This window comes from Flavobacterium agri (assembly GCF_013401995.1).
Taxonomy (GTDB): Bacteria; Bacteroidota; Bacteroidia; order Flavobacteriales; family Flavobacteriaceae; genus Flavobacterium; species Flavobacterium agri.
This window is the reverse complement of record NZ_JACBJI010000007.1, coordinates 28309-50719: the sequence shown is the minus strand read 5'-3', so window position 1 is coordinate 50719 and position 22411 is coordinate 28309. Positions and strand designations below refer to the sequence as shown.

Annotated in this window: 25 protein-coding genes; 15 read left to right on the top strand and 10 right to left on the bottom strand. The window is 47.5% G+C overall.

What is annotated here, in order from left to right:
* Nucleotides 1-182 precede the first annotated feature (182 nt).
* From HZF10_RS14790 to HZF10_RS14760, 7 genes are all read right to left on the bottom strand, one after another.
* Nucleotides 183-1472, bottom strand: coding sequence for an MFS transporter (locus tag HZF10_RS14790; RefSeq protein WP_176007003.1), 1290 nt, complete (start codon nucleotides 1470-1472; stop codon nucleotides 183-185).
* A 101-nt stretch (nucleotides 1473-1573) separates the two neighbouring features.
* Nucleotides 1574-1852, bottom strand: a complete 279-nt coding sequence (locus HZF10_RS14785; RefSeq protein WP_176007002.1) for a hypothetical protein — start codon at nucleotides 1850-1852, stop codon at nucleotides 1574-1576.
* 75 nt (nucleotides 1853-1927) lie between these two features.
* Nucleotides 1928-2218 (bottom strand): thioredoxin, encoded by a 291-nt coding sequence (gene trxA / locus HZF10_RS14780; RefSeq protein ID WP_176007001.1) that lies wholly within the window; start codon nucleotides 2216-2218, stop codon nucleotides 1928-1930.
* On the bottom strand, nucleotides 2219-3796 hold the full coding sequence (locus tag HZF10_RS14775; protein ID WP_176007000.1) for an NADP-dependent glyceraldehyde-3-phosphate dehydrogenase: 1578 nt from the start codon (nucleotides 3794-3796) through the stop codon (nucleotides 2219-2221).
* A 197-nt stretch (nucleotides 3797-3993) separates the two neighbouring features.
* On the bottom strand, nucleotides 3994-4305 hold the full coding sequence (locus HZF10_RS14770) for a rhodanese-like domain-containing protein (RefSeq protein WP_176006999.1): 312 nt from the start codon (nucleotides 4303-4305) through the stop codon (nucleotides 3994-3996).
* A gap of 40 nt (nucleotides 4306-4345) precedes the next feature.
* Entirely contained in the window at nucleotides 4346-4951 is a 606-nt protein-coding gene (locus HZF10_RS14765; protein ID WP_176006998.1) for a thioredoxin family protein, read from the bottom strand.
* Nucleotides 4952-4955: 4 nt separating this feature from the next.
* A complete protein-coding gene (locus HZF10_RS14760; RefSeq protein ID WP_176006997.1) occupies nucleotides 4956-5498 on the bottom strand; it encodes a TlpA family protein disulfide reductase in 543 nt (180 codons plus the stop codon).
* A gap of 121 nt (nucleotides 5499-5619) precedes the next feature.
* Between HZF10_RS14760 and HZF10_RS14755 the strand changes: the two genes are divergently transcribed.
* From HZF10_RS14755 to HZF10_RS14685, 15 genes are all read left to right on the top strand, one after another.
* Nucleotides 5620-6075: a MarR family winged helix-turn-helix transcriptional regulator gene (locus tag HZF10_RS14755; RefSeq protein WP_176006996.1), complete on the top strand. Its 456-nt coding sequence runs from the start codon at nucleotides 5620-5622 to the stop codon at nucleotides 6073-6075.
* An 18-nt stretch (nucleotides 6076-6093) separates the two neighbouring features.
* Nucleotides 6094-6732: an NAD(P)H-dependent oxidoreductase gene (locus tag HZF10_RS14750; RefSeq protein ID WP_176006995.1), complete on the top strand. Its 639-nt coding sequence runs from the start codon at nucleotides 6094-6096 to the stop codon at nucleotides 6730-6732.
* Nucleotides 6733-6762: 30 nt separating this feature from the next.
* A complete protein-coding gene (locus HZF10_RS14745; protein WP_176006994.1) occupies nucleotides 6763-7332 on the top strand; it encodes a YceI family protein in 570 nt (189 codons plus the stop codon).
* A 316-nt stretch (nucleotides 7333-7648) separates the two neighbouring features.
* Nucleotides 7649-9049 (top strand): anthranilate synthase component I family protein, encoded by a 1401-nt coding sequence (locus HZF10_RS14740; protein WP_176006993.1) that lies wholly within the window; start codon nucleotides 7649-7651, stop codon nucleotides 9047-9049.
* A gap of 11 nt (nucleotides 9050-9060) precedes the next feature.
* A complete protein-coding gene (locus HZF10_RS14735) occupies nucleotides 9061-9627 on the top strand; it encodes an anthranilate synthase component II (RefSeq protein ID WP_176006992.1) in 567 nt (188 codons plus the stop codon).
* A 251-nt stretch (nucleotides 9628-9878) separates the two neighbouring features.
* Nucleotides 9879-10871 (top strand): anthranilate phosphoribosyltransferase, encoded by a 993-nt coding sequence (gene trpD, locus HZF10_RS14730; RefSeq protein ID WP_176006991.1) that lies wholly within the window; start codon nucleotides 9879-9881, stop codon nucleotides 10869-10871.
* On the top strand, nucleotides 10868-11659 hold the full coding sequence (locus HZF10_RS14725; RefSeq protein ID WP_176006990.1) for an indole-3-glycerol phosphate synthase TrpC: 792 nt from the start codon (nucleotides 10868-10870) through the stop codon (nucleotides 11657-11659). Before trpD ends, HZF10_RS14725 begins: the two co-directional genes overlap by 4 nt.
* Nucleotides 11660-11679: 20 nt before the next feature.
* A complete protein-coding gene (locus tag HZF10_RS14720; RefSeq protein WP_246282622.1) occupies nucleotides 11680-12261 on the top strand; it encodes a phosphoribosylanthranilate isomerase in 582 nt (193 codons plus the stop codon).
* Nucleotides 12258-13439, top strand: coding sequence for a tryptophan synthase subunit beta (gene trpB, locus HZF10_RS14715; RefSeq protein WP_176006989.1), 1182 nt, complete (start codon nucleotides 12258-12260; stop codon nucleotides 13437-13439). Before HZF10_RS14720 ends, trpB begins: the two co-directional genes overlap by 4 nt.
* Nucleotides 13440-13533: 94 nt before the next feature.
* Entirely contained in the window at nucleotides 13534-14295 is a 762-nt protein-coding gene (trpA, locus tag HZF10_RS14710; protein WP_176006988.1) for a tryptophan synthase subunit alpha, read from the top strand.
* Between the two features lie 96 nt (nucleotides 14296-14391).
* On the top strand, nucleotides 14392-15018 hold the full coding sequence (locus HZF10_RS14705) for a TetR/AcrR family transcriptional regulator (protein ID WP_176006987.1): 627 nt from the start codon (nucleotides 14392-14394) through the stop codon (nucleotides 15016-15018).
* A complete protein-coding gene (locus HZF10_RS14700; RefSeq protein ID WP_176006986.1) occupies nucleotides 15005-16336 on the top strand; it encodes a TolC family protein in 1332 nt (443 codons plus the stop codon). The genes HZF10_RS14705 and HZF10_RS14700 overlap by 14 nt, the downstream gene beginning before the upstream one ends.
* A 9-nt stretch (nucleotides 16337-16345) precedes the next feature.
* Entirely contained in the window at nucleotides 16346-17443 is a 1098-nt protein-coding gene (locus tag HZF10_RS14695) for an HlyD family secretion protein (RefSeq protein ID WP_176006985.1), read from the top strand.
* Between the two features lie 156 nt (nucleotides 17444-17599).
* Complete coding sequence (locus HZF10_RS14690) at nucleotides 17600-19192, top strand: MDR family MFS transporter (RefSeq protein WP_176006984.1); 1593 nt, start codon at nucleotides 17600-17602, stop codon at nucleotides 19190-19192.
* A gap of 99 nt (nucleotides 19193-19291) precedes the next feature.
* Complete coding sequence (locus HZF10_RS14685) at nucleotides 19292-19645, top strand: hypothetical protein (protein ID WP_176006983.1); 354 nt, start codon at nucleotides 19292-19294, stop codon at nucleotides 19643-19645.
* A 52-nt stretch (nucleotides 19646-19697) separates the two neighbouring features.
* On the opposite strand, the gene yaaA is transcribed toward HZF10_RS14685, so the two are convergent.
* The 3 genes from yaaA to HZF10_RS14670 all read right to left on the bottom strand — a co-directional run bounded on the left by yaaA (nucleotide 19698) and on the right by HZF10_RS14670 (nucleotide 22380).
* Nucleotides 19698-20456, bottom strand: coding sequence for a peroxide stress protein YaaA (gene yaaA, locus HZF10_RS14680; protein ID WP_176006982.1), 759 nt, complete (start codon nucleotides 20454-20456; stop codon nucleotides 19698-19700).
* 255 nt (nucleotides 20457-20711) lie between these two features.
* Nucleotides 20712-21764, bottom strand: coding sequence for an RluA family pseudouridine synthase (locus HZF10_RS14675; RefSeq protein ID WP_176006981.1), 1053 nt, complete (start codon nucleotides 21762-21764; stop codon nucleotides 20712-20714).
* Entirely contained in the window at nucleotides 21757-22380 is a 624-nt protein-coding gene (locus HZF10_RS14670) for a PASTA domain-containing protein (RefSeq protein ID WP_176006980.1), read from the bottom strand. Before HZF10_RS14670 ends, HZF10_RS14675 begins: the two co-directional genes overlap by 8 nt.
* Between the last annotated feature and the right edge of the window lie 31 nt (nucleotides 22381-22411).

Sequence of the window (22411 nt, the reverse complement as noted above, 5' to 3'; positions counted from 1 at the left end):
CCGATTATCCCACTTTTAGAGCATATGGCACGGCTGATACCATGCCTCGAGAATCCTTTATTCAAACTGTCACGATTAAATTGTTTGTTTGGAAATAATCGTCAATTGAGTGAAGCAAAATTGGGAAATATGCCTATGACGTGTTTACAAAATTCCCATATTCCTTTGCACTATTACAATATTTACGAAGAAATATCGTCGTCTTTCCTATTATCCGCAAAGCGGAAATTGCGCAATTGTGGAGCACTGAAGAAGGTGATCCCGATGACGCCCAACGTAATGCAACCGCCCGTCACTACAGCCCTTACCGCTCCCAGCCAATGTGCCATCACACCGCTTTCGAAATCGCCGAGTTCGTTCGAGGAACTGATGAAAATCGTATTGACCGACGACACGCGGCCGCGCATATGATCGGGCGTCACCAATTGAAGGATCGTACCGCGGATCACGACGCTCACGGCATCGAACATACCCGACAACAATAGCATGAAAAACGAGAGCATGAAGTTTTTACTGAGCCCGAAAACGATGATCGAAAGCGCGAAACCCGTCACGCAAACGAACAACTTTTTCCCAGGATTGGTTTTTAACGGAATGAACGCAAGCAGCGCCATCGTACACAAAGCGCCCATTCCCGGAGCTGCGCGCAAAATCCCGAAACCGGTCTCGTCTACCATGAGGATTTCTTTTTGGAAAACGGGAAGCAAAGCCACCGCGCCTCCGAACAAGACAGAGAACATGTCGAGGCATTGTGCGCCCAATAAGGCGGGCGTGTTCATCACGAATCGCACGCCTTCGGTAAGACTTTTCAAAACGGGTTCTTTTTCTTTTTTGACGACAGGTTTCGGCGACACTTTGAACAGCGGAAACAACAAGAGTATCAACACGGCGAGTACGACGAACATTCCCGTAGTGATTCCGCCCCAAGCGATGAGAAAACCGGCGACCAACGGCCCGACCACGGCTCCCATTTGCCAGGCCATGCTGCTCCAGCTCGTCGCATTCGGATACAGATCGCGAGGCACGACCAAGCCAGACATCGCAAACCCAGACGGTCCGTAAAACGCGCGGATGATACCTCCTAAGAACACCACGAAATAAATGAAGTGCAACCTTGTATCTACGGCGAGGAATTCCATGTGCGGCAAACTCAACACGGCAAGTCCGATTCCTAAAATGATATAGCCCAAAATACACAACATGAGCATTTTGCGCTTCTCTTTCAAATCGACGATATGACCCGCGAACAGCGAAAAACAAATGGCCGGAATCACTTCCGCAAGTCCGACGAGTCCTAGCGAAAGCTTGTCGTTCGTGATGTGGTACACCCAATAATAAATGATCGTAGACTGCATGTTCAGCGCGAAAATCACACCGAAACGCAGCGAAAGGAAATAGCGGAACTCGCTTATGGCAAGCGACGGGTTTTTGATAAGGAAACGCGAAGTCTTCGACGTAGTTTCTCCAGACATGGGCATTGGGTTGTGCGCACAAAGATACGCTTGCGACGTTTTAAAAACCTCGTCCAAAAACCCAATTTCTATCAGAATTAACGCAATAAAAAACCCGGAGTCTATTCCGGGTCATAATTTTCGATGGTGTCGTCGTTGTGATGGAATTTGGAATGCGTCTTTACGAAATCCTCTGGAGACGTCTGCGAATACGCCTGATCGTTCACGTTGAACTTGCGCCCCGGATTTTCGGGACTTTCGTAGAACGCGCGGTCCTTCCCTACCGCTTCGTGCATTTGTGCCGCATGCACGCGTTCCGCATCGTTGACGATATATTCGTTCACTTCCGATTCCTGATAATCGATTCCGGGAACGGTCGTATCTGGTTTCTTGGTTTCCATGATTTCAAAGTTTGAAGTTAAACGCTAAAGTTCCGAAAATGTCCATTTTTGACGTTATACCATTACCGAATAAGATTATCCTTTTAGCACCTTAAGGATTTCGTGCTTCGGAAGCGCTCCCGATTGTCTCCAGACTTGCTCTCCATCTTTAAACAGAATCATCGTCGGAACACCTTGTACCTGATATTGGGAAGCCAATCTCTGATTCTTGTCGACATCGATCTTGATAATCGATACCGAATCACCGAGTTCGTCCTTGACTTCTTTGAGAATCGGCGCCAAAACCCTACAAGGTCCGCACCAATCGGCAAAAAAGTCGATCAGTACGGGCTTGTCTTGGTTTATCAGTTCAGAAAAACTGCTCATCTATAAAATGTAATCGGTATTGATGAAATTCGATTTCTTGCTGTCGAGCAAATCGGTCAGGATGGCATTGTTGTACGCATTTTCTTTTGCCGCGACGAACGTACGGATCGAAAACGAGCGCAATCCGTCGTAAATACTCAACGTGCCCGCCGCCGAATCCTTGCGTCCCGTGAACGGAAAAACGTCCGGGCCGCGTTGGCACGAGCTGTTCAGGTTTACACGACATACGAGGTTGGTCAGCGCATCGATCAATGGCGCAAGGGTGTTGACGTCCTTGCCGAAAAGACTGACTTGCTGGCCATAATTCGATTCGGCCATATCGTCGAGCGGTTCGTTGATGTCCTTGAACGGAATCACGGGAATCACAGGCCCGAATTGTTCCTCGTGATACATCCTCATCTCCTTGTTGACCGGATACATTACGGCCGGGAAAATGTAATTGTCGTAATGCTCGCCTCCTTTTGCGTTGAGGATTTTCGCGCCGTGACGTTTGGCATCGTCGATCAAGCCTTGTATGTAGTCGGGTTTGTCCGGTTCCGGAAGCGGTGTGAGTTTCACCCCCGGTTCCCACGGATTGCCGAATTTCATCGCGTCTACCTTTTCGGAAAAACGGCGGTTGAATTCATCGGCTACAGCCTCGTGCACATATACGATTTTGAGCGCAGTACAGCGTTGGCCGTTGAACGACAACGTACCCGTGATACATTCTTCTATTGCCAGATCGAGGTCGGCATCGGGCAAAACGATCGCCGGATTCTTGGCCTCGAGGCTGAAAATCATACGCAATCTGTTCTTGTGCGGATGTTGATCCTGTAACGCTCTTGCCGACGTGCTGTTTCCGATAAGTGCCAAAACATCGACTTTTCCCGTCTGTACGATTGGTCCCGCGACTTCCCTGCCGCGTCCGTAAATGATGTTGATCGCGCCCGGCGGAAAACTTTCGGCGAACGCGGGAAGGATCGGCGACAAAGCCAAAACCCCGAATTTGGGTGGCTTCAAGATCACTGTATTTCCCATAATCAAGGCCGGAATCAATAACGAAAATGTCTCGTTTATCGGATAATTATACGGCCCGAGACAAAGCACGACGCCAAGCGGGCCTCGACGTACCATCGCGTGGACGCCTTCGGACTTCTGGAATCTCGCACCTTCGCGATCCATTTTTTTATACTCTTCGATCGTGTTGTAGATGTAGTCGATCGTACGGTCGAATTCCTTTTGCGAATCGCCCAAAGACTTGCCGATTTCCCACATAAGCAATTTGACGACTTCTTCGCGCGTCGCCTTCATTTTGGCCGTGAATTTCTCCATGCATTTGATGCGGTCAGCAACTTTCATTGTTGGCCACAAGCCCTGGCCTTTGTTATATGCCTTCGCCGCCGAGTTGACGGCTTCGAGACCTTCGGCTTCGCCCATTGCGGGAATGCTTCCGAGTCGTGTGGGTTGATAGTCGTCTGTAGAGGAAATGGGTGAAAATACGTCGGTGTATTTGCCGGTCCAGGTCTTGAGTTCACCATCGACGAGCCAGGTTTCCTGTTTGATTGGGGTAATCGCGAATTCGGGTGGAATTGTTGCCATGTTCTTGTTTTTTGGTTTATGTGCGTCGCACTTTAGAGGTTCTATAAATTTAGGGAAAGTCGGGGTAATTGGAAACGCAATTCCTAAAGTATTTTGCGGGTAAATTTTGAGTGATGGTTGCAACATCGCCTCACGCCAAAAAAAATCGGAAGACCCATATATGAATCTTCCGATAGTAAACTTTGAACTTCGATGAGTTATGGCATCGCGGTCTCACCTTGCCATTGCATAAAGCCTCCGACGAGGTTGTACGTGTTGGCGAAACCCAATTGGTTCATGATCGCACAAGCCTGGGCAGAACGTCCGCCGGCTTTGCAATACACATAATAATTCTTGTTCTTGTCGAGCTGGTCGACTTCGTAAATGAAGCCTTGGCCTTTGTAAATGTCGATGTTGACGGCTCCGGGAATGATGCCTTCGTTCCATTCGTCATCGGTGCGCACATCGAGGATTACGGCATTCGGGTCGTTGGAAAGTTGGTCGAGCCAGTCGTGTTGGGATAAATCCATTTAATTAATTATGAATTATAAATTATGAGTTGTTGCAAAATTACGCTTTAATCGAACATCCGATCGCTTTCGTTTCGGTCACTTTTACCGATTGCCCTTTCAAAAGCGCATCGACCGCGTTCTCGACGTATTTTTCCTTGACGGCCGTCGGTTCTTCGTAATTGTCGTCGATCGCACCGATGTATTTCACCTCGTTCCCTTTGGCGGTTTTCTGCAAAATATACACATGAGGCGTTTTGGTCGCTCCGTATTGCGGATAGATTTTCTGGCCTTCGTCGAACAGGTACGGGAATGTGAAACCTTTCTCCGTAGCGCGTTTTTTCATCAGGTCGAAACTGTCTTCTTTTTGTTTTTCAGGATTGTTCGGATTGATCGCGATCACCGGATAACCTTGTTTCGAATATTTTTTGTCGAGCGCGATGATGCGATCTTCATACGCTTTGGCAAATGGGCAATGGTTGCACGTAAAGATCACGATAAACCCTTTTGCGGATTTGTAATCGGAAAGCGAAACGTTCTTCCCGTCTACGTTCTTCAATTTGAAATCGGTGGCGATATCGCCTACTTTGTACCCGGTTCCGGGAGTCGTAAATGCCGACATGAACGCGACTATGGCGACTGCGGCAAGAATTTTCATTGTTTTCATGGGATTATGGAATAAGAGGTTTGACTTCGGATTCTAATTGTTCGTACGAAAAACTCTGCTCGTAGAATTTGCGATACTTTTTGGACGTATTGTAAATCACAGTTGCCGGAAGCGCGCCAGACCAGGCTTCGTCCACTTTCGGGATCCAGGCGTTCATGTCGGGATCGGAAAGCAGCAGCACTTTCGATTGCAGTTTTTTCTTTTTGACGAATGGGATCAGAGATTTCCCGACTTGCTTTTTCGAATCCAGACTTACCAAAACCACTTTGAGTTTGCTGCCTTTGTAGGTTTGCCCGAGTTTTTCGAAGTTCGGGAGTTCGGCAATGCAAGGCGCACACCAGGTCGCCCAAAAATTGACTACATACGTCGTATCGGTAGGTTTTGAAAGCATCGACTTGAAGGTTTCGTAATCGTAGCTTTTGATTGAGATGCCGGCTTGGGTAAATACTTGCAACGGTTTCGGGTCGGCTTGCGAAAATCCGACCGAAAAAACGCACAAAGCTAGTATGGAAAAGGAAGTTCGAAAGGAAAATGCAATCGGTTTCATCCCAATAAAATTAGGCAATTACGAGTTTCGCCGTTTCGTTTAACAAAAAAATAACAGCGACATTTGTACTTACAAATAAAAAATCACCATACATTTGTACATACAAATTTTGTAATTACAAATGACAATCGACGAAATCGTAAAAAGCAGCATCCCGATGTCACCTTCCAAAAAGGTGATACTCAATATTGCTTACACGCAAAACCGGCTTGTCGAAAAGATGGTGGCGGTACTTAAGCCGTTCGATCTTTCGGGCGAGCAGTTCAACGTTTTGCGCATTTTACGAGGTCAAAAAGGTAAACCGGCCAACATGTGGCTGTTGCAGGAACGCATGCTTGCCAAAACCAGCAACACGACGCGATTGGTAGACAAGCTTTTGGCCAAGGAGTTGGTAACGCGCAAAATTTGTCCGTCGAACCGCCGTAAAATGGAAATCGAGATTACGCAAAAAGGTCTCGACTTGCTGGCGGATCTCGACCCTGTCATCAAGGAATACGAAGAGCAATTCAGCAAGCATATGAGCAACGAAGATCTCGAATTGTTGAGCGCGCTGCTCGACAAATTCCGCAATTTATAACATCCTGTTAACACTCTTATGAATACCTTTATATCTGATTTGAACTGGCGTTACGCCACCAAAAAATACGATGCTTCGCGCAAGGTTTCGGGCCAAGATCTCGAGATCTTGAAACAGGCGATACGATTCAGCCCGTCGTCTTTAGGATTGCAGCCGTACAAAGTCGTGATCATCGAAGACCAGGCCGTACGCGAACAATTGGCCGAAGTTTCGTTCGCCAACAAAGACTCGATCAAGAATGCGTCCCATGTTTTCGTTTTTGCGAACATCGTGGATTTCGGGAAACAGGAAGACATTTCCGAGTTTCTCGAGAACATCAGCAAAACAAGGGGAATTCCGATGGAAAACCTCGAAGAAATGAGGGCGAAAGTCACCTCATCCGTACATGCTAAGGAAACTGAAGCGAGAAATACTTGGACTTCCAAGCAAACGTATATCGCTTTGGCAAATTTATTGAATGCAGCCGCTTCGTTGAAAATCGATGCGACACCAATGGAAGGTTTCCAACCCGAAAAATACGACGAGATCCTGGGCCTGACGCAAAAAGGATTGAGCGCTTCGGTGATCGGCGTCGTCGGTTATCGCCACGAAGAAGACAAATTCAAGGATTTGAAAAAAGTCCGAAAACCAGAAAACGAATTATTCATCACATTATAAATTCAATAACTAAATCTTTATTTACATCCAATGAAAAATTTCAAAACATTCGCAATCGCTCTATTTTTGGCAGTAGGAACACTTTCTGCAACTGCTCAGAACAAGGCCATCGATACCAAGAAAAGCTCAATCAAATGGGTTGGTAAAAAATTGACGGGTTCACACAGCGGAACTGTTTCTTTCAAAAGCGGAACTCTTGCTTTCAAAGGCGGGAAACTTAACGGAGGAACTTTCACAGTAGACATGACTTCTATCGCCGTGACCGATCTTGAAGCCGGAAAAGGAAAAGAGAAACTTGAAGGCCACTTGAAAAATGACGATTTCTTCGCAACAGACAAATTCGGTACTGCGAAACTTGACATCAAAACGGTACAAGCTAAAGCAAACGGTGTTTACGGAGTTACTGCCGACTTGACCATCAAAGGAAAAACGGCTCCGGTTTCTTTCGATTTGACCGTTGCTAAAAACACGGCGACTACGAAATTCAACATCGACCGTACTAAATTCGACGTGAAATACGGGTCAAAAAGCTTCTTCGAAGGTCTTGGAGACAACGTGATCAACGACGAGTTCGAGGTAGAAGTTGCGCTAGTATTCTAATTACTCCTCTATATATTTTGAAAAACCCTGAAGTTCGCTTCGGGGTTTTTCTTTTTGTGCGAGAAATTACGCCACGAATCACACGAATGTCACTAATAAAAACTATTCGCGACATTCGTGGCTAAAAAACAATTTTTTCCCAAAACCCTTGTCCACAAAAACCACTTCCCTATCTTTGCCGCATGTATACGCAACAAAACAACTGGTGGTGGAACTCTTTACGTCGAATGTCGTGAAGCGCGTCCGCTATTAGTATTTTATATACGAAGGCCCGTCATCACGACGGGCCTTTTTTTATTCCGTAAAAACGCGAAACATGAACACTTACGATTTCCATACTTTCCACCAAGATATTTTGGCCGACACGTTGACTCCCGTGGGCGTTTACTTGAGGCTGCGCGACAAGTTCGCCGATTCCGTACTGCTTGAAAGCTCCGATTTCCAGGCCGGAAAGAACAGTTTCTCGTACATCTGCTGCAATCCGATCGCGTCTTTTAAAGTCGCCGACGGGAAAATCTCGCAGCAGTTTCCAAATGACGAGGCGTTTTCTGAAGCCATCGATGACAAGACCGACGTCATGCAAAACCTGCAAACGTTCGCTTCCCGTTTCAAGATGTCCAAAACCGATCACAAATGCATACAAGGCGGGCTTTTCGGATATATCGCTTACGACGCGGTGCGTTATTTCGAATCGGTAGACATCCTTAAAAAAACCGACAATCTCGACATTCCCGATTTGCATTACGCGTTTTTCAAGAACGTCATCGCGATCAACCATTTCAAGAACGAAGCGTATCTGTTCTGCCATTCGCTCGACGGAAAAAGCAATCTCGATGAAATTTTGGGTTTGCTGCAGAACAGCAGCCTTCCGAAGTACAAATTCGAGCGTTCTGGAGAAAAAACCGCCAACATTTCCGAAGACGATTACCTGAATCTGGTCGGCAAAGCCAAATCGCATTGCCAGCGCGGAGACGTTTTCCAATTGGTGCTTTCGCGCAGGTTTTCGCAACGCTTCAAAGGAGACGATTTCAATGTGTATCGCACTTTGAGAAGCATCAACCCGTCGCCTTATCTTTTCTATTTCGATTACGGGAATTTCAAGATTTTCGGTTCTTCTCCCGAAGCGCAATTGGTCGTCGACAATGCAAAAGCCGAAATCCATCCGATTGCGGGTACGTTCAAACGCAGCGGAAACGACGAACAGGACGCGATTTTGGCGCGCACGCTTTCCGAAGATCCGAAAGAAAATGCCGAACACGTAATGCTCGTCGATTTGGCGCGCAACGATTTAAGCCGAAACGCCACGCAAGTCACCGTAGAGAAATATGCCGAACTGCAATTTTTCTCGCATGTGATCCACCTGGTTTCCAAAGTCACCGGGAAATTGCGCGATAAAAACCAAACGCTTCAGGCCGTTGCCGATACCTTTCCCGCCGGAACGCTTTCGGGCGCACCCAAACACCGCGCCATGCAACTCATAGAAGAACTCGAGAACCGCAACCGAAGTTTTTACGGCGGTGCGATCGGGTTTATTGATTTTGACGGTAACTTTAACCACGCCATCATGATACGCACGTTCCTGAGCAAAAACAACACGCTGCATTTTCAGGCCGGCGCCGGATTGACCGCGGCTTCAGACGAGAAAAAGGAACTACAGGAAACATACAACAAACTCGGCGCACTCGAAAAAGCCATCGCACTTGCCGAAACCATTTAAAAAAAGCGAACATGAAAAAAGTACTCATCATAGACAATTACGACAGTTTCACGTACAATCTCGTGCATTACCTCGAAGAGCTCGGAGCCGAAGTCACCGTGATGCGCAACGACCAATTCGAACTCGACGAGGTAGAAAGTTTCTCTAAAATTCTTTTGTCGCCGGGTCCGGGAATCCCAGACGAAGCCGGTTTGCTTAAAGACGTAATCCGCGAATATGCCAAATCGAAAAGCATTTTGGGTGTTTGTCTTGGCCAGCAAGCGATCGGCGAGGTTTTCGGAGGCGGATTATTGAATCTGGATTCGGTCTACCACGGCGTTTCTACCAAAGTCGAAATTCTCGATCGGGACGAAATCCTTTTTAAAGGTCTGGGTCCGCAAATCGAGGTCGGACGTTATCATTCGTGGGTTGTCGATCCTAAATTACCCGATTCGTTGGTCGCGACTTCCATAGACGAAAACGGCCAGGTTATGTCGCTTCGGCATGTCTCGTACGATGTGCGCGGCGTGCAGTTCCATCCGGAAAGCGTGTTGACGCCTCATGGGAAGCAGATTTTAGGGAATTGGCTTGGGAGTTGAGTGGTGTTGGTCAGTAATGAATGGTATTTGGTGAATAGTGATTGGTGATTGGTGAAATGTGAGATGTTTAACTGAATACCATAGGCATTTACATATTCGCCTTTAGATAAACAATAACAGATTCCACCGAGAACTACCAATCGCCAAATACCAATCACATTTTACATTTTACATTTTACATTTTACATTTTACATTTCACATCTCACATCTCACATCTCACATTCCACATCCCACTTCCGAATCCACAACCATGAAAACCCTTCTACACAGATTGACCAACCACGAAACGCTTTCCAAAGCAGAAGCGTACGACCTCGTGACCTCCATATCCAATGGCGCGTACAACCCGTCGCAGATTGCCGCTTTTCTGACGGTTTATATGATGCGTCCCGTCGCAATCGCAGAACTTTCGGGCTTTAGGGAAGCGCTGCTCGACCTTTGCTTCAAAATCGACCTGTCCGAATTCGACACGATCGACCTTTGCGGTACGGGCGGAGACGGCAAAGACACGTTCAACATTTCTACACTTGCCTCACTTGTCGTCGCCGGATGTGGCATCAAAGTGGCCAAACACGGCAATTACGGCGTCTCGTCGGTTTCGGGATCGAGCAACGTGATGGAAGCCTTGGGTGTAAAATTCAGCAACGACGAAAGTCATTTGAAGCGTTGCATCGACAAAGCCAATATTTGCATATTGCACGCGCCTTTGTTCCATCCGGCTATGAAAAATGCCGCGCCGATCCGAAAGGAACTTGGCGTGAAGACATTTTTTAATTTGCTCGGACCGCTCGTGAATCCGAGTTTTCCGAAAAATCAGCTTTCGGGTGTTTTCAGTTTGGAACTCGCCCGGATGTATGCCTATCTTTTACAGGATACGTCCATCAATTTCCGGGTACTCCACGCGCTAGACGAATACGACGAAATTTCGCTCACGGGCAACACAAAACTAATTGCCAACGACGGAGAAACGGTTTTGACACCTAGCGATTTCGGCTTGCAAAAACTTGACCCTGAATCCATTTCGGGTGGAAAGACCGTAAACGAAGCCGTTTCGATTTTTTCGCGAATTCTAAATGGGCAAGGTACATCTGCCCAAAATAGTGTAGTTTGTGCGAACGCGGCCGTGGCCATCGCCATGATGCGAAATATTTCGGATCAAGATGCGTTTGAAATGGCAAGCGAAAGCCTCTTATCAGGAAAAGCCCTACAAACATTACAAACCTTACAACGACAGAATCAATGAACATCCTAGAGACAATTGCAGCCAACAAGGCGCGTGAGATCGCATTTCGCAAGAAAATCATTTCACGGGCTTTATTGGAAAACACACAATTATTCAAACGGCCCACGTTTTCGCTCGCCGATTCGTTGGTTTCGAGCGAATTCGGCATCATAGCCGAACACAAAAGACGTTCGCCTTCAAGACCGATCATCAATCAATCGCTTCCCGTAGCCGATGTGGTTCAGGGTTATGCCAACGCCGGCGTCTGCGGGATTTCGGTGCTTACCGACACGACTTATTTCGGCGGTTGCATAGACGACATACTGATTGCGCGTTCGGCCGTTGCGACACCTTTGCTGCGAAAGGAATTCATCCTCGACGAATATCAGGTCGTCGAAGCCAAGTCTACGGGCGCCGATGCGATTTTGCTGCTCGCTTGCATGCTCAAGCCTTACGAAATCAAGAATCTCTCGGTTTTGGCCATGTCGTTCGGCATGGAAATCCTGCTCGAAGTGCGCGATCTCGAAGAATTCGAGCGTTCGATCTGTCCCGAAATTTCGCTCGTGGGCGTAAACAACCGCAACCTCAAGGATTTCAAGACCGACGTGCGGACCAGCCTTGAAATGGCCGAACATATCCCAAGCGAATTCGTGAAAGTTTCCGAAAGCGGGATCAACGACGCCAACATTGTGCATGAATTGCGACAGGCCGGATACCAAGGTTTCCTGATTGGTGAGCATTTTATGAAAAACGAAAATCCGGGGTTGGCCGCACGCGCTTTCATCAACGAACTCATGGCTTTCGCGTGATGAAACTCAAGGTATGCGGCATGAAATCTGCGGCAAACATTTTAGAAGTTGCCTCGCTCCTGCCCGACTATATGGGTTTTATCTTTTGGGAAAAATCGCCCCGTTTTTTTTCGGGAGAAATACCGCAATTGCCGCAATTGGTAAAAAAAGTCGGGGTTTTTGTGGATGCATCCGAAGCGGAAATCCTTGAAAAAACAAGACGATATGGGTTGCATGCCGTCCAGCTTCACGGAAATGAATCGCCCGAATTCTGTTCGCAAATAAAAAAGCAAGGCCTTTCGGTCATAAAAGCATTTTCGGTAGACGAAACCTTCGGATTTGGCATTTTGGACTCTTACGAACCGTATTGCGCCTTTTTCCTATTCGATACCAAAGGCAAATCGCCCGGCGGCAACGGCATTGCGTTCGATTGGGAATTGCTACGGAAATACGGTTTGAAAACGCCTTTTTTCATAAGTGGAGGAATCGGCCCGGAATCGGCGAAAGCCTTATCAAACCTCGATTTACCGATTTATGCGATCGACATCAACAGCCGTTTTGAAATAAAACCCGGATTAAAGGATGCCGATGCGATCAAACGATTTAAAGACGACCTCAAATGAAATATACTGTCGATGAAAATGGGTTTTACGGAGATTTCGGAGGTGCGTTCATTCCCGAAATGCTGCACCGCAACGTAGCCGAATTACGTGAAAAATATCTCGAAATCTACGCTTCGGACCAATTCCAAAGCCAATTCGGGAATTTGTTGCACGATTACGCAGGCCGACCGACGCCTTTGTATTTTGCCTCCCGCCTTTCGAAAAAAAACGGAGCGAAGATCTACCTCAAACGCGAGGATTTGTGCCATACCGGATCGCATAAGATCAACAATGCGATCGGCCAGATCTTGCTCGCCAGACACCTTGGCAAAACCCGGATCATAGCCGAAACCGGAGCCGGACAACACGGCGTGGCCACGGCAACCGTCTGCGCGTTGATGGGCTTGAAATGTATCGTCTACATGGGCGAGATCGACATGAAGCGTCAAGCTCCGAACGTGGCGCGAATGAAAATGCTCGGTGCCGAAGTGCGCGCGGCCGTTTCGGGTTCGAAAACCTTGAAAGACGCGACAAACGAAGCCATCCGCGATTGGATTTCGAACCCCGAGGACACGTATTATATGATCGGTTCGGTTGTCGGTCCGCACCCGTATCCCGATTTGGTAGCCAAATTCCAATCGGTGATTTCGGAAGAAACACGTAAACAGCTTTCAGAAAAAGAAAACCGTGAAAACCCCGATTATGTGATTGCCTGTGTGGGCGGCGGAAGCAATGCGGCCGGTGCTTTTTACCATTATCTGGACGAACCTCAAGTAAAACTTATCGCAGTGGAAGCGGCCGGAAAAGGCGTAGATTCTGGCGAAAGCGCAGCGACTTCCATCCTTGGCAAACCCGGAATCATCCACGGCAGCAAAACGCTTCTGATGCAGACCGAAGACGGACAGATCGTCGAGCCGTATTCGATTTCTGCGGGTTTGGATTATCCGGGAATCGGGCCTTTGCACGCGCATCTTTTCGCTTCTGGACGCGCGGAATTCCTATCGGCTACAGACGACGAGGCCATGAAAGCCGGTTTGGAATTGTGCCGATTGGAAGGCATCATTCCGGCGATCGAAAGTGCGCATGCGTTGGCGGCATTGGAGAAAATGCGTTTTTCGGCCGACGATGTGGTCGTGGTTTGTTTGTCGGGTCGCGGTGACAAGGATTTGGCCACATATATTGAGTATTTTAAAATTTAGCAAATCTTAGCTTAGCCACGAATGACACGAATCGCACTAATTCGATTTGGACATCATTTGTCGGCTTAGTGACATTAGTGTAATTCGTGGCAAAATGACCAGACTTTCCAAACTATTCAACTCCGACAAGAAACTGCTATCGGTTTACTTCACCGCAGGATTTCCCGCGGTTGGCGACACGGTAAAAATCATAACCGAATTGGAGAAAAACGGTGTCGACTTTATCGAAATCGGGCTTCCGTTCAGCGATCCGTTGGCCGACGGGCCGGTCATTCAGCACAGTTCTACCGCCGCTATCGAAAACGGCATGACGGCCAGACTCCTTTTCGAACAATTGTCCGGAATCCGTACAAGCGTAAAGATTCCGCTGCTGATCATGGGTTATTTCAATTCGATACTGCAATTCGGAGTAGAGAATTTCGTGCGAAAATGTGCCGAAGTCGGAATCAATGGCCTGATTATTCCCGACTTGCCGTTCGAGATCTATGCTTCGGACTATCGGGACATTTTTGAAAAATACGGTTTGTCGATGGTCTTTCTTGTCACACCGCAAACTTCGGACGCGCGTATCAGGCAAATCGATTCGCTTTCGACTTCGTTTATTTATCTGGTTTCATCGGCAACGATTACCGGAAACAGTTCCGATTTCGGAAAAGCACAGGACGATTATTTCCGTCGTATTTCGAACTTGAAACTTAAAAGCCCATGCGTAACGGGCTTTGGCATCCACGACAAGAACACGTTTACAGCCGCGACAAAATTTACTTCTGGCGCGATCGTCGGATCGGCTTTTATCAGGTATCTCGAAAAATCGAGTATCGATTCGATAGACCGATTCGTACAACAATTCCACTAAAACGTTTGAATTCGTTAAAGAAAAGTTAAATCAAAAACTAAACAAACGTTTAACTTAAACAATCGTTTAATTTTGTCCTGTAATTCTGAAGAAGAAATGACCGAATTAAACGAAAAACAAGTCCAAATCCTGCTCGTAGCCGAAAAGCTGTTCGCAGAGAAAGGCTTCGATGGAACTTCTATCAGGGATATCTCCAGAGAAGCAAAGATCAACATCGCGATGGTGTCGTACTACTTCGGGTCGAAAGACAAAATGCTCGAGGCGCTTATCGTATGGCGTACTTCGGACATGGCGCTGCAACTCGAAAACCTGCTCAAGATGCAGGTCGATCCCTGGGAAAAGATGGAGCGTCTCATCGACCTTTACATCACACGAGTGAACAAGAACCGCTGCATATACAAGATTATCCACTCGGAAGTTTTGAACACGCATCGCAGCATCAACATCCAGCAGTTCAACGAAGTCAAATTGCGCAACCTTGGCATGATCCGACAGATCGTGGAAGAAGGCCAGAAAACAGGGCAATTCCGCAACGACATTCCCGTAGAGCTTTTGCCGACGACGGTTTTGGGAACGTATTTCCACTTTCATAACACGCGTCCGTTCTACGAAGATATGCTCAACCTGAAATCGGACCGCGACTTCGACAACTACGTCAAGAACAACCTCATCCCATATATCAAACAAGTAATAAAAGCCCTGCTCAAAAATGAAAATCAGTAAGATTCTCGCTTTGGCGCTGTTGTTTTTAGGCGCTTCCCAACTTCAGGCCCAAAAGAAAAGCCTGTCGCTCAACGAAGCCGTGAAAATGGCCGTGACGCAAAGCAACCAGTCGGTTCTGGCCGATACGAAAGTCAATACCGCGAACTTCGAAACACAATCGGTAAAGATGAACCAGTATCCCGACCTCAAGATTTCGGGTCAATACCTGCGCCTTACCAATGCCGACATCACGCTCAAAAGCTCCGGAAATTCGAATAACGAAGAAGGCGAAGGCAACTCGACGCCAAAAGTGAACCAATTGATTTTGGGTCAGGCAAGTTTGTCGATGCCGATTTATTCGGGCGGAAAATTGCGCAACAGCATCAAGGCTTCAGAAAACCGTTCGAAAGCCGAACTGGCCACGGCCGCGCATTCGAAAGAAGAAGTCGCGATGGAAGTCGTGCAGTATTACGTCGATCTGTACAAAGTGCAGAAGTCGATCGAACTATTGCGCGAAAGCCTCAAAAGCCAGCAACAGCGCGTAAAGGACTTCACGGGCATGGAAGAAAACGGTTTGATTGCGAGAAACGATCTTTTGAAAGCGCAATTGGCTGAATCCCGCGTGCAATTGTCGCTTGACGAAGCCGAAAAGAACGAACGTGTAATCAATTATTATCTCGTGACGCTGCTCAAACTTCCGGCGGGAACGCAAATGCAGATTTCACCGGACAACATCGACCGCGACATTTTCGCGATGACGCTCAACACAGAAGATCAGGCGCTTCAAAACCGCAAAGATCTCGAAGCGCTCAATTATTCGAAAAAAGCGTCCGAAGACCAGATCAAGGTGGCTAAAGCGGACTACTATCCTTCGCTTTCATTGACCGGCGGTTATATCGCTGCCGATCTTGAAAACGTGGTACGAGTAGAGAACGCGATGAACATAGGTGTCGGGCTTTCGTACAATCTGAGTTCGATTTTCAAAAACGGAAAAGCTGTGAAAGCTGCCAAGAGCCGAACTGCCGAACTTGAGCAGCAACAAGCGATACTTACCGACGAGATCAAGGAGGAAGTGATGAAATCGAACGAAAACTACCAATTGTCGCTCAAGCAAGACAAAGTATATAACGAAGCCGTTGGGCAGGCCGACGAGAACTACCGCATCGTAAAAGACAAATACGAAAACGGGCTCGCCGATACGAACGACCTTCTAGAAGCCGACGTGGACGATTTGAACGCTAAAATCAACGTCGCATATTCAAAGGCCAACATCGTGCTCAAATATTATGAGCTTCTGGAAGCCAACGGACAACTTACCCAATCATTCAAATTCAACTAATACCGCATCATGAAAGAAGAAAAGCAACAGGAAAAGAAAAAAACCAACAAGAAGTTTTTGGTAATTTTCGCCGTTTTGATCCTTGTCGGAGGCAGTTACGGCATCTACAAATACATGCATTCCTTGGCGCACGAAGAAACCGATGACGCCCAGGTCGAAAAAAACATGAACCCGATCATCCCTCGCGTTTCGGGCTATGTGACCAAAGTTTTGGTAAAAGACAACGATTACGTGAAGAAAGGCGACACGCTTTTCATCATAGACGACAAAGATTACGTAGTGAAAGTCGAGGACGCGAAAGCCGCTTTGGCCGCCGCCGAAGGAAGTTACGCGGTTTCTAAAGCCGATGTCGGAAGTGCTTCTGCGGGTGTTTCGGTTTCGGAAGCGAACGTGCAATCTGCGGGCGGAAACATCGAATCGGCCAAAATCCGATTGAGCCGCGCCCAAAACGATTACGACCGTTACAAAAACCTGTATGCGAACCGTTCGATCACCAAACAACAGTTCGAACAGGCCGAAGCGACCTATCTCGAAGCCAAGAACCAAGTCAAGATCTTGCAGGACCAACAACGTGCGAGCGCTTTCCAGAAATCGGTAAGCCAGGCGAGAAATGTGGTTTCAGGCAAACAGACCGAAGTCGCCGCCGCTAACATAGAGCGTGCGAAAGCCGCTTTGGCCGCCGCCGAACTCAACGAAAGCTACACGATCGTGACAGCAGCCGTAGACGGACAGGTTTCTAAAATCAACGTGCAACCGGGGCAATTGGTACAGCCGGGACAATCGTTGTTCTATATCATCAACAACCAGGACGTTTGGGTCGTGGCCAACTTTAAGGAAACCCAGCTCAACAAAATGGTCGTAGGGCAAAAAGCGACGATTAAAGTCGATGCTTACCCGGATACCGAATTCGAAGGCGAAGTCGTGTCGTTTTCACCGGCGACAGGAGCGAAATTCTCGTTGCTTCCGCCCGACAACGCTACAGGAAACTTCGTAAAAACGATCCAGCGTTTGCCTGTGAAGATTGCGTTGAACGGAAAGAACGATGCCGACAAGCTCAAAAATCTGCGTTCGGGAATGAATGTGGAAGTGGATGTGCATGTGAAATAAGTGCTGAAGTGCCAAGATGCTGACGTGCTAAAGTTTCTTATCGCATAAGGATCAGTTCGTTGGAAGACGTCAGCCGGAAAACTTCCAATAAAAAGTAAACTAACGGTAATCGGTTTTGGGCTTATCGCTTAAAGCTTATTGCCTAAAGCAAAAAAAATGTCTGCTACAGCAACCCAAAACCCCGACGAGCTCGTAGAATACGGCTTCAGACGCGTGATCATCACGATTACGGCCGTCATGTGCGCCTTGCTCGAGATCGTCGATACGACCATCGTGAACGTAGCGCTTACCGATATGCGCGGTTCACTCGGCGCAACCTTGACCGACGTGGCTTGGGTCATCACGGCCTACGCGATTGCGAACGTGATCGTGATTCCGCTTACGAGCTGGCTTTCGCAACAGTTCGGGCGTCGCAACTATTTCGCCGTATCGATCATCATCTTTACGGTAGCCTCATTTCTCTGCGGAAACGCAACAAACATTTGGGAACTCGTCGCCTTCCGATTCATCCAGGGAATGGGAGGCGGTGCGCTTCTCGTGACGGCACAGACGATCATCACCGAATCGTATCCTATCGCAAAGCGCGGAATGGCGCAGGCGATTTACGGAATGGGTGTCATCGTAGGTCCGACGCTTGGTCCGCCGCTCGGAGGTTATCTCGTGGATAATTTCTCGTGGCCGTACATTTTCTATATCAACATCCCGTTGGGAATCATCGCGACGATGCTTACGCTTTCGTTCGTGAAAAGCCCGAAATATGCCGAGAAGCTCAAGGCCAACCAAGTCGATTGGTGGGGAATCATTTTCCTGATCTCGTTCATCGGTTCGCTGCAGTTCGTTCTCGAGCACGGCCAACAGGACGATTGGTTCGACGATGGCCTGATCGTTACTTTGAGTGTGGTTTCGGTGTTCGGATTGGTCGCTTTCATTTGGAGGCAACTCACGTACAAACATCCGGTCGTTAATCTCAGCGTACTCAAGGACGGGAATTTGCGCGTCGGAACGATCATGTGTTTTATTCTCGGATTCGGATTGTACGGTTCGACGCTTGTCATTCCGATCTATACGCAACAAATTCTCGGATGGACGGCTACCGATGCGGGTATGCTGTTGATTCCGGGATCGCTTACGACGGCTTTCATGATGCCGATCGTGGGGAACATGATACAGAAAGGCGTGCCGCAGACGCGTTTGGTCGCCATCGGATTCGCCATCTTCTTTATTTTCACGACCTGGATGTATCTCGTGATGACGCCAGACACGGGAACCGAACATTTCTTTTGGCCGTTGATCATGCGCGGCATCGGACTCAGTTTGCTTTTCGTCCCGATCACGACTATGGCGCTTTCGACGCTTAAAGGGAAACAGATTGGTGAAGGCGCTGCATTTACGGGTATGATGCGTCAACTTGGCGGATCTTTCGGGATCGCGATCATCACGACGTTCATTACGCGTTTTACACAATCGCACCGCGTGGATCTGGTTTCGAATCTCGATGTCACCAAACCCAACGTCGCAAACCGCGTGAGCCAGTTGCAGCAAGGTTTCCAGTCTAAAGGATTTTCTATAAACGAGTCGTTGCAGAAAGCGTATCAGGCGCTCGATTTTTCTGTCATAAAACAGGCCACGGTGATGTCGTATATGGACATCTTCATGTACCTCGGGATTTTGTTCGTGTGCTGCATTCCCGTCATCCTATTGGTGAAAAAGGGAAAAACGAAGGTCGACATGTCGGAGGCAATGCATTGATTTACAGATATATTGTTAAAAAATAATCATCAAAAAGTTATTGCTTTTTTAATTTTTGCCTATATTTGAAGCTATCTCTAAGACAAAAACAACCAACAAATGGGACTATTCGGAAGCAATATCAAAAAAATCATCCGTGAAATCCGGAAGATGAGCGAATATTACTCGAACGACCTTAGCAAGGAAATCAATGAATCGTTCGAAGACCTTAAATCGCAGTACGACGAGAACAGTAACGTGGTGCCAGAGTTCATGGAATTCGTGAACCAGCTCAAACCGAAACTCGACAGCGCCGATGCGAACAAACTCGAAGCTTTCACGCGACGCATCTCAAAAGTAGACCGCAACGCTCAAAAAGGAGTCGACGCGCTTTACGAGCTCTCGCGCAACCAACGAAAGATGACTACCGAAAACCTCAGGGAAATCGAAGAGCTCGAGCTCGAGTTGAAATAAAAAAAGAAACCGCCTGATTGGGCGGTTTTTTTATTTTCAAGGTAATCGAATATTACCTCGTAAATACCAACGTATTCCCTTTTGACAAATTCGCATCGAACGCATAGCCTTCGTAATTGAAACCTTTAAGGTCATCTATGGTTTCGGCTCCCGTATCGATGATATAACGCACCATCATGCCTCTCGCCTTCTTCGCGAAAAAACTGATCATCGACAGTTTGCCGTTCTTGTAATCTTTGAATTCTGGTGTGATTACAGGCACTTTGAGCGTTTTCGTATCGATGGCCGAAAAGTACTCGTTGCTCGCCAAGTTTACGAAAAGCTCACCTTTCTTCAATTCTTTATTGAGCGCTTTGGTCAGCGTTTCCTTCCAGAACGCATATAGGTTTTTGTCGTCACCGATGGGAAGTTGCGTACCCATTTCGAGACGGTATGGCTGGATCAGATCTAGCGGTTTGAGCAATCCGTAAAGCCCTGAGAGAATACGCAATTTGTTTTGGATAGCATCGAGTTTGTCCTCTGACAACGTATAAGCGTCAAGTCCGATATACACGTCGCCGTGAAAAGCATACATGGCCGGACGTGCGTTTTCTGGCGTGAAAGGTGTTTTCCACGTTTTATTGCGTTGCCAGTTGAGTTCGGCGAGCTTGTCGGAAATATCCATCAACTCCATAAGATCTTTCGGCTTTTTGGATTTGAGGACTTTATGCACTTTGCGCGATGCGGTCAAAAATGCGGGTTGTGTGTGTTTTTGGTTTGGGATCGGGCTTTCGAAATCGAGCGTTTTGGCTGGTGAAATGACGATTTTCATTACTGTTTTTCGTTTTGGCTAAGATACGAAGAGCGTTCGTTTCCGGACTTGGAAATTAGCCGCGAATTGCACAAATTTTACTAATAAATAAGTCCGAGCTTAACTAAAATACAGCCGCGAATGACACGAATTTGACTAATGGAATGATTCAAATATTTAAACCATTAAGATAGTTAAGGAAGTTAAGCTTTCCGAATATTGACAATTCTGTTCGCAATTCGCGCCCATTTGTGAAATTCGTGGCGAAAAACCAAATCAATCCTCTTCTTCCTCCATTTCCTTAGCCGAAGAATACGTGCGCCATTTGTCAATCACGGCCTTCATATCAGCTGGGATTTCCGTATCAAAACGCATCATCTCACCCGTTTCAGGATGTTTGAAACCCAATGTTTTGGCATGAAGCGCCTGTCTCGGACATGCCTTGAAGCAGTTTTCTACGAATTGTTTGTATTTGGCGAATGTCGTGCCTTTGAGGATTTGGTCGCCACCGTAGCGTTCATCGTTGAAAAGCGTATGCCCGATGTACTTCATGTGCGCGCGTATCTGATGCGTGCGCCCCGTTTCTAATCGGCACGAAACCAACGTCACATATCCGAAACGCTCCAGTACTTTGTAATGCGTGATGGCCGGTTTTCCGATTTCGGGATCTTCGAAAACCGCCATTTGCATGCGGTCTTTGAGATGGCGTGAAATATTGCCTTCGATAGTGCCCGAATCCTCTTTCACATTGCCCCAAACCAAAGCGACATACTCGCGTTCGGACGTCTTGAACTCGAATTGTGCAGCAAGATTAGCCAACGCATGTTCGGTTTTGGCCACCACAAGCAAGCCTGAAGTATCTTTATCGATGCGATGCACCAATCCCGGACGCTTGCTCGAATTCATCGGCAAATGCTGGAAATGATACACCAAAGCGTTCACCAAAGTACCTGTATAATTGCCATGTCCCGGATGTACGACGAGTCCCGGCGGTTTATTGAGTACGATCAACGCATCGTCTTCGTAAACGATGTCTATCGGAATGTCTTCGGGATCGATCCTGTTCTCGAAAGGCGGATGCGACAAAAGGATACGGATGACGTCGAAAGGCTTTATCCTATAATTCGATTTTACCGGCACGTCGTTCACGTAAATGTCGCCGTTGTCGGCCGCATTCTGGATTTTGTTGCGCGTGGCGTTCGGAATCAGGTAGGTCACGTATTTGTCGATACGCAAAAGCGCTTGTCCTTTCGGGACTTCAAAGCGATAATGCTCGAACAGTTCCTGGCTCTCTTCCTGGCTTTCGAGGTCGAAATCTTCGTTATTCATCTTTGGGTTCGTCGCTTGAAGGCGCTGCGTTAATGCTGTCGAGGTTTTCTTCAGATTCTTCGAAACCGACTTTTCCGTCGCCTAAGACCAAATCGATTTTCGATGATTTCCAAATTTTGTCTCCAGGCTTGATTTTCTTTCCGTCGAGGCGCATCTCGAGCACCATGTCTTTGCCCAGATACGGTTTATACGTAATTTTTCCGACGACCAAACCGAGCGCTTCCAAAGTAGGAACGGCCTGGCGGTATGTTTTTTCGATCAGGTCGGGCATGCGCACCGAAGTGAAACCCGAAGAATTGATCTTGACGTAAATCTTGCGGTCTTCCTTGACTTTCGTGCCCGGAAGCGGATCTTGCGTCACGACGCTGTGTTTCGGATAATCCTTGACGTAATCGACGCTGTCAAGGATCACGTAATCCAAATCGAGTTGATCGAGCTTCTCCTCTACCTGCGTTTCAGAGAGTTTGCGCAAATCGGGAACGGTAATCTCGTGACCGTGGTCTGTGGTGAACGTCAGCCAGTGCATGAACAAATATCCGAGGACGAAAAGAATGGCTATGGCAGCCAGCACTTGGAGCGCGAACACACGGCTGGTCAGGTATTGCTTAAGACTCATGAAAAATCGGGTTTGGGCAAAGATATGAAAG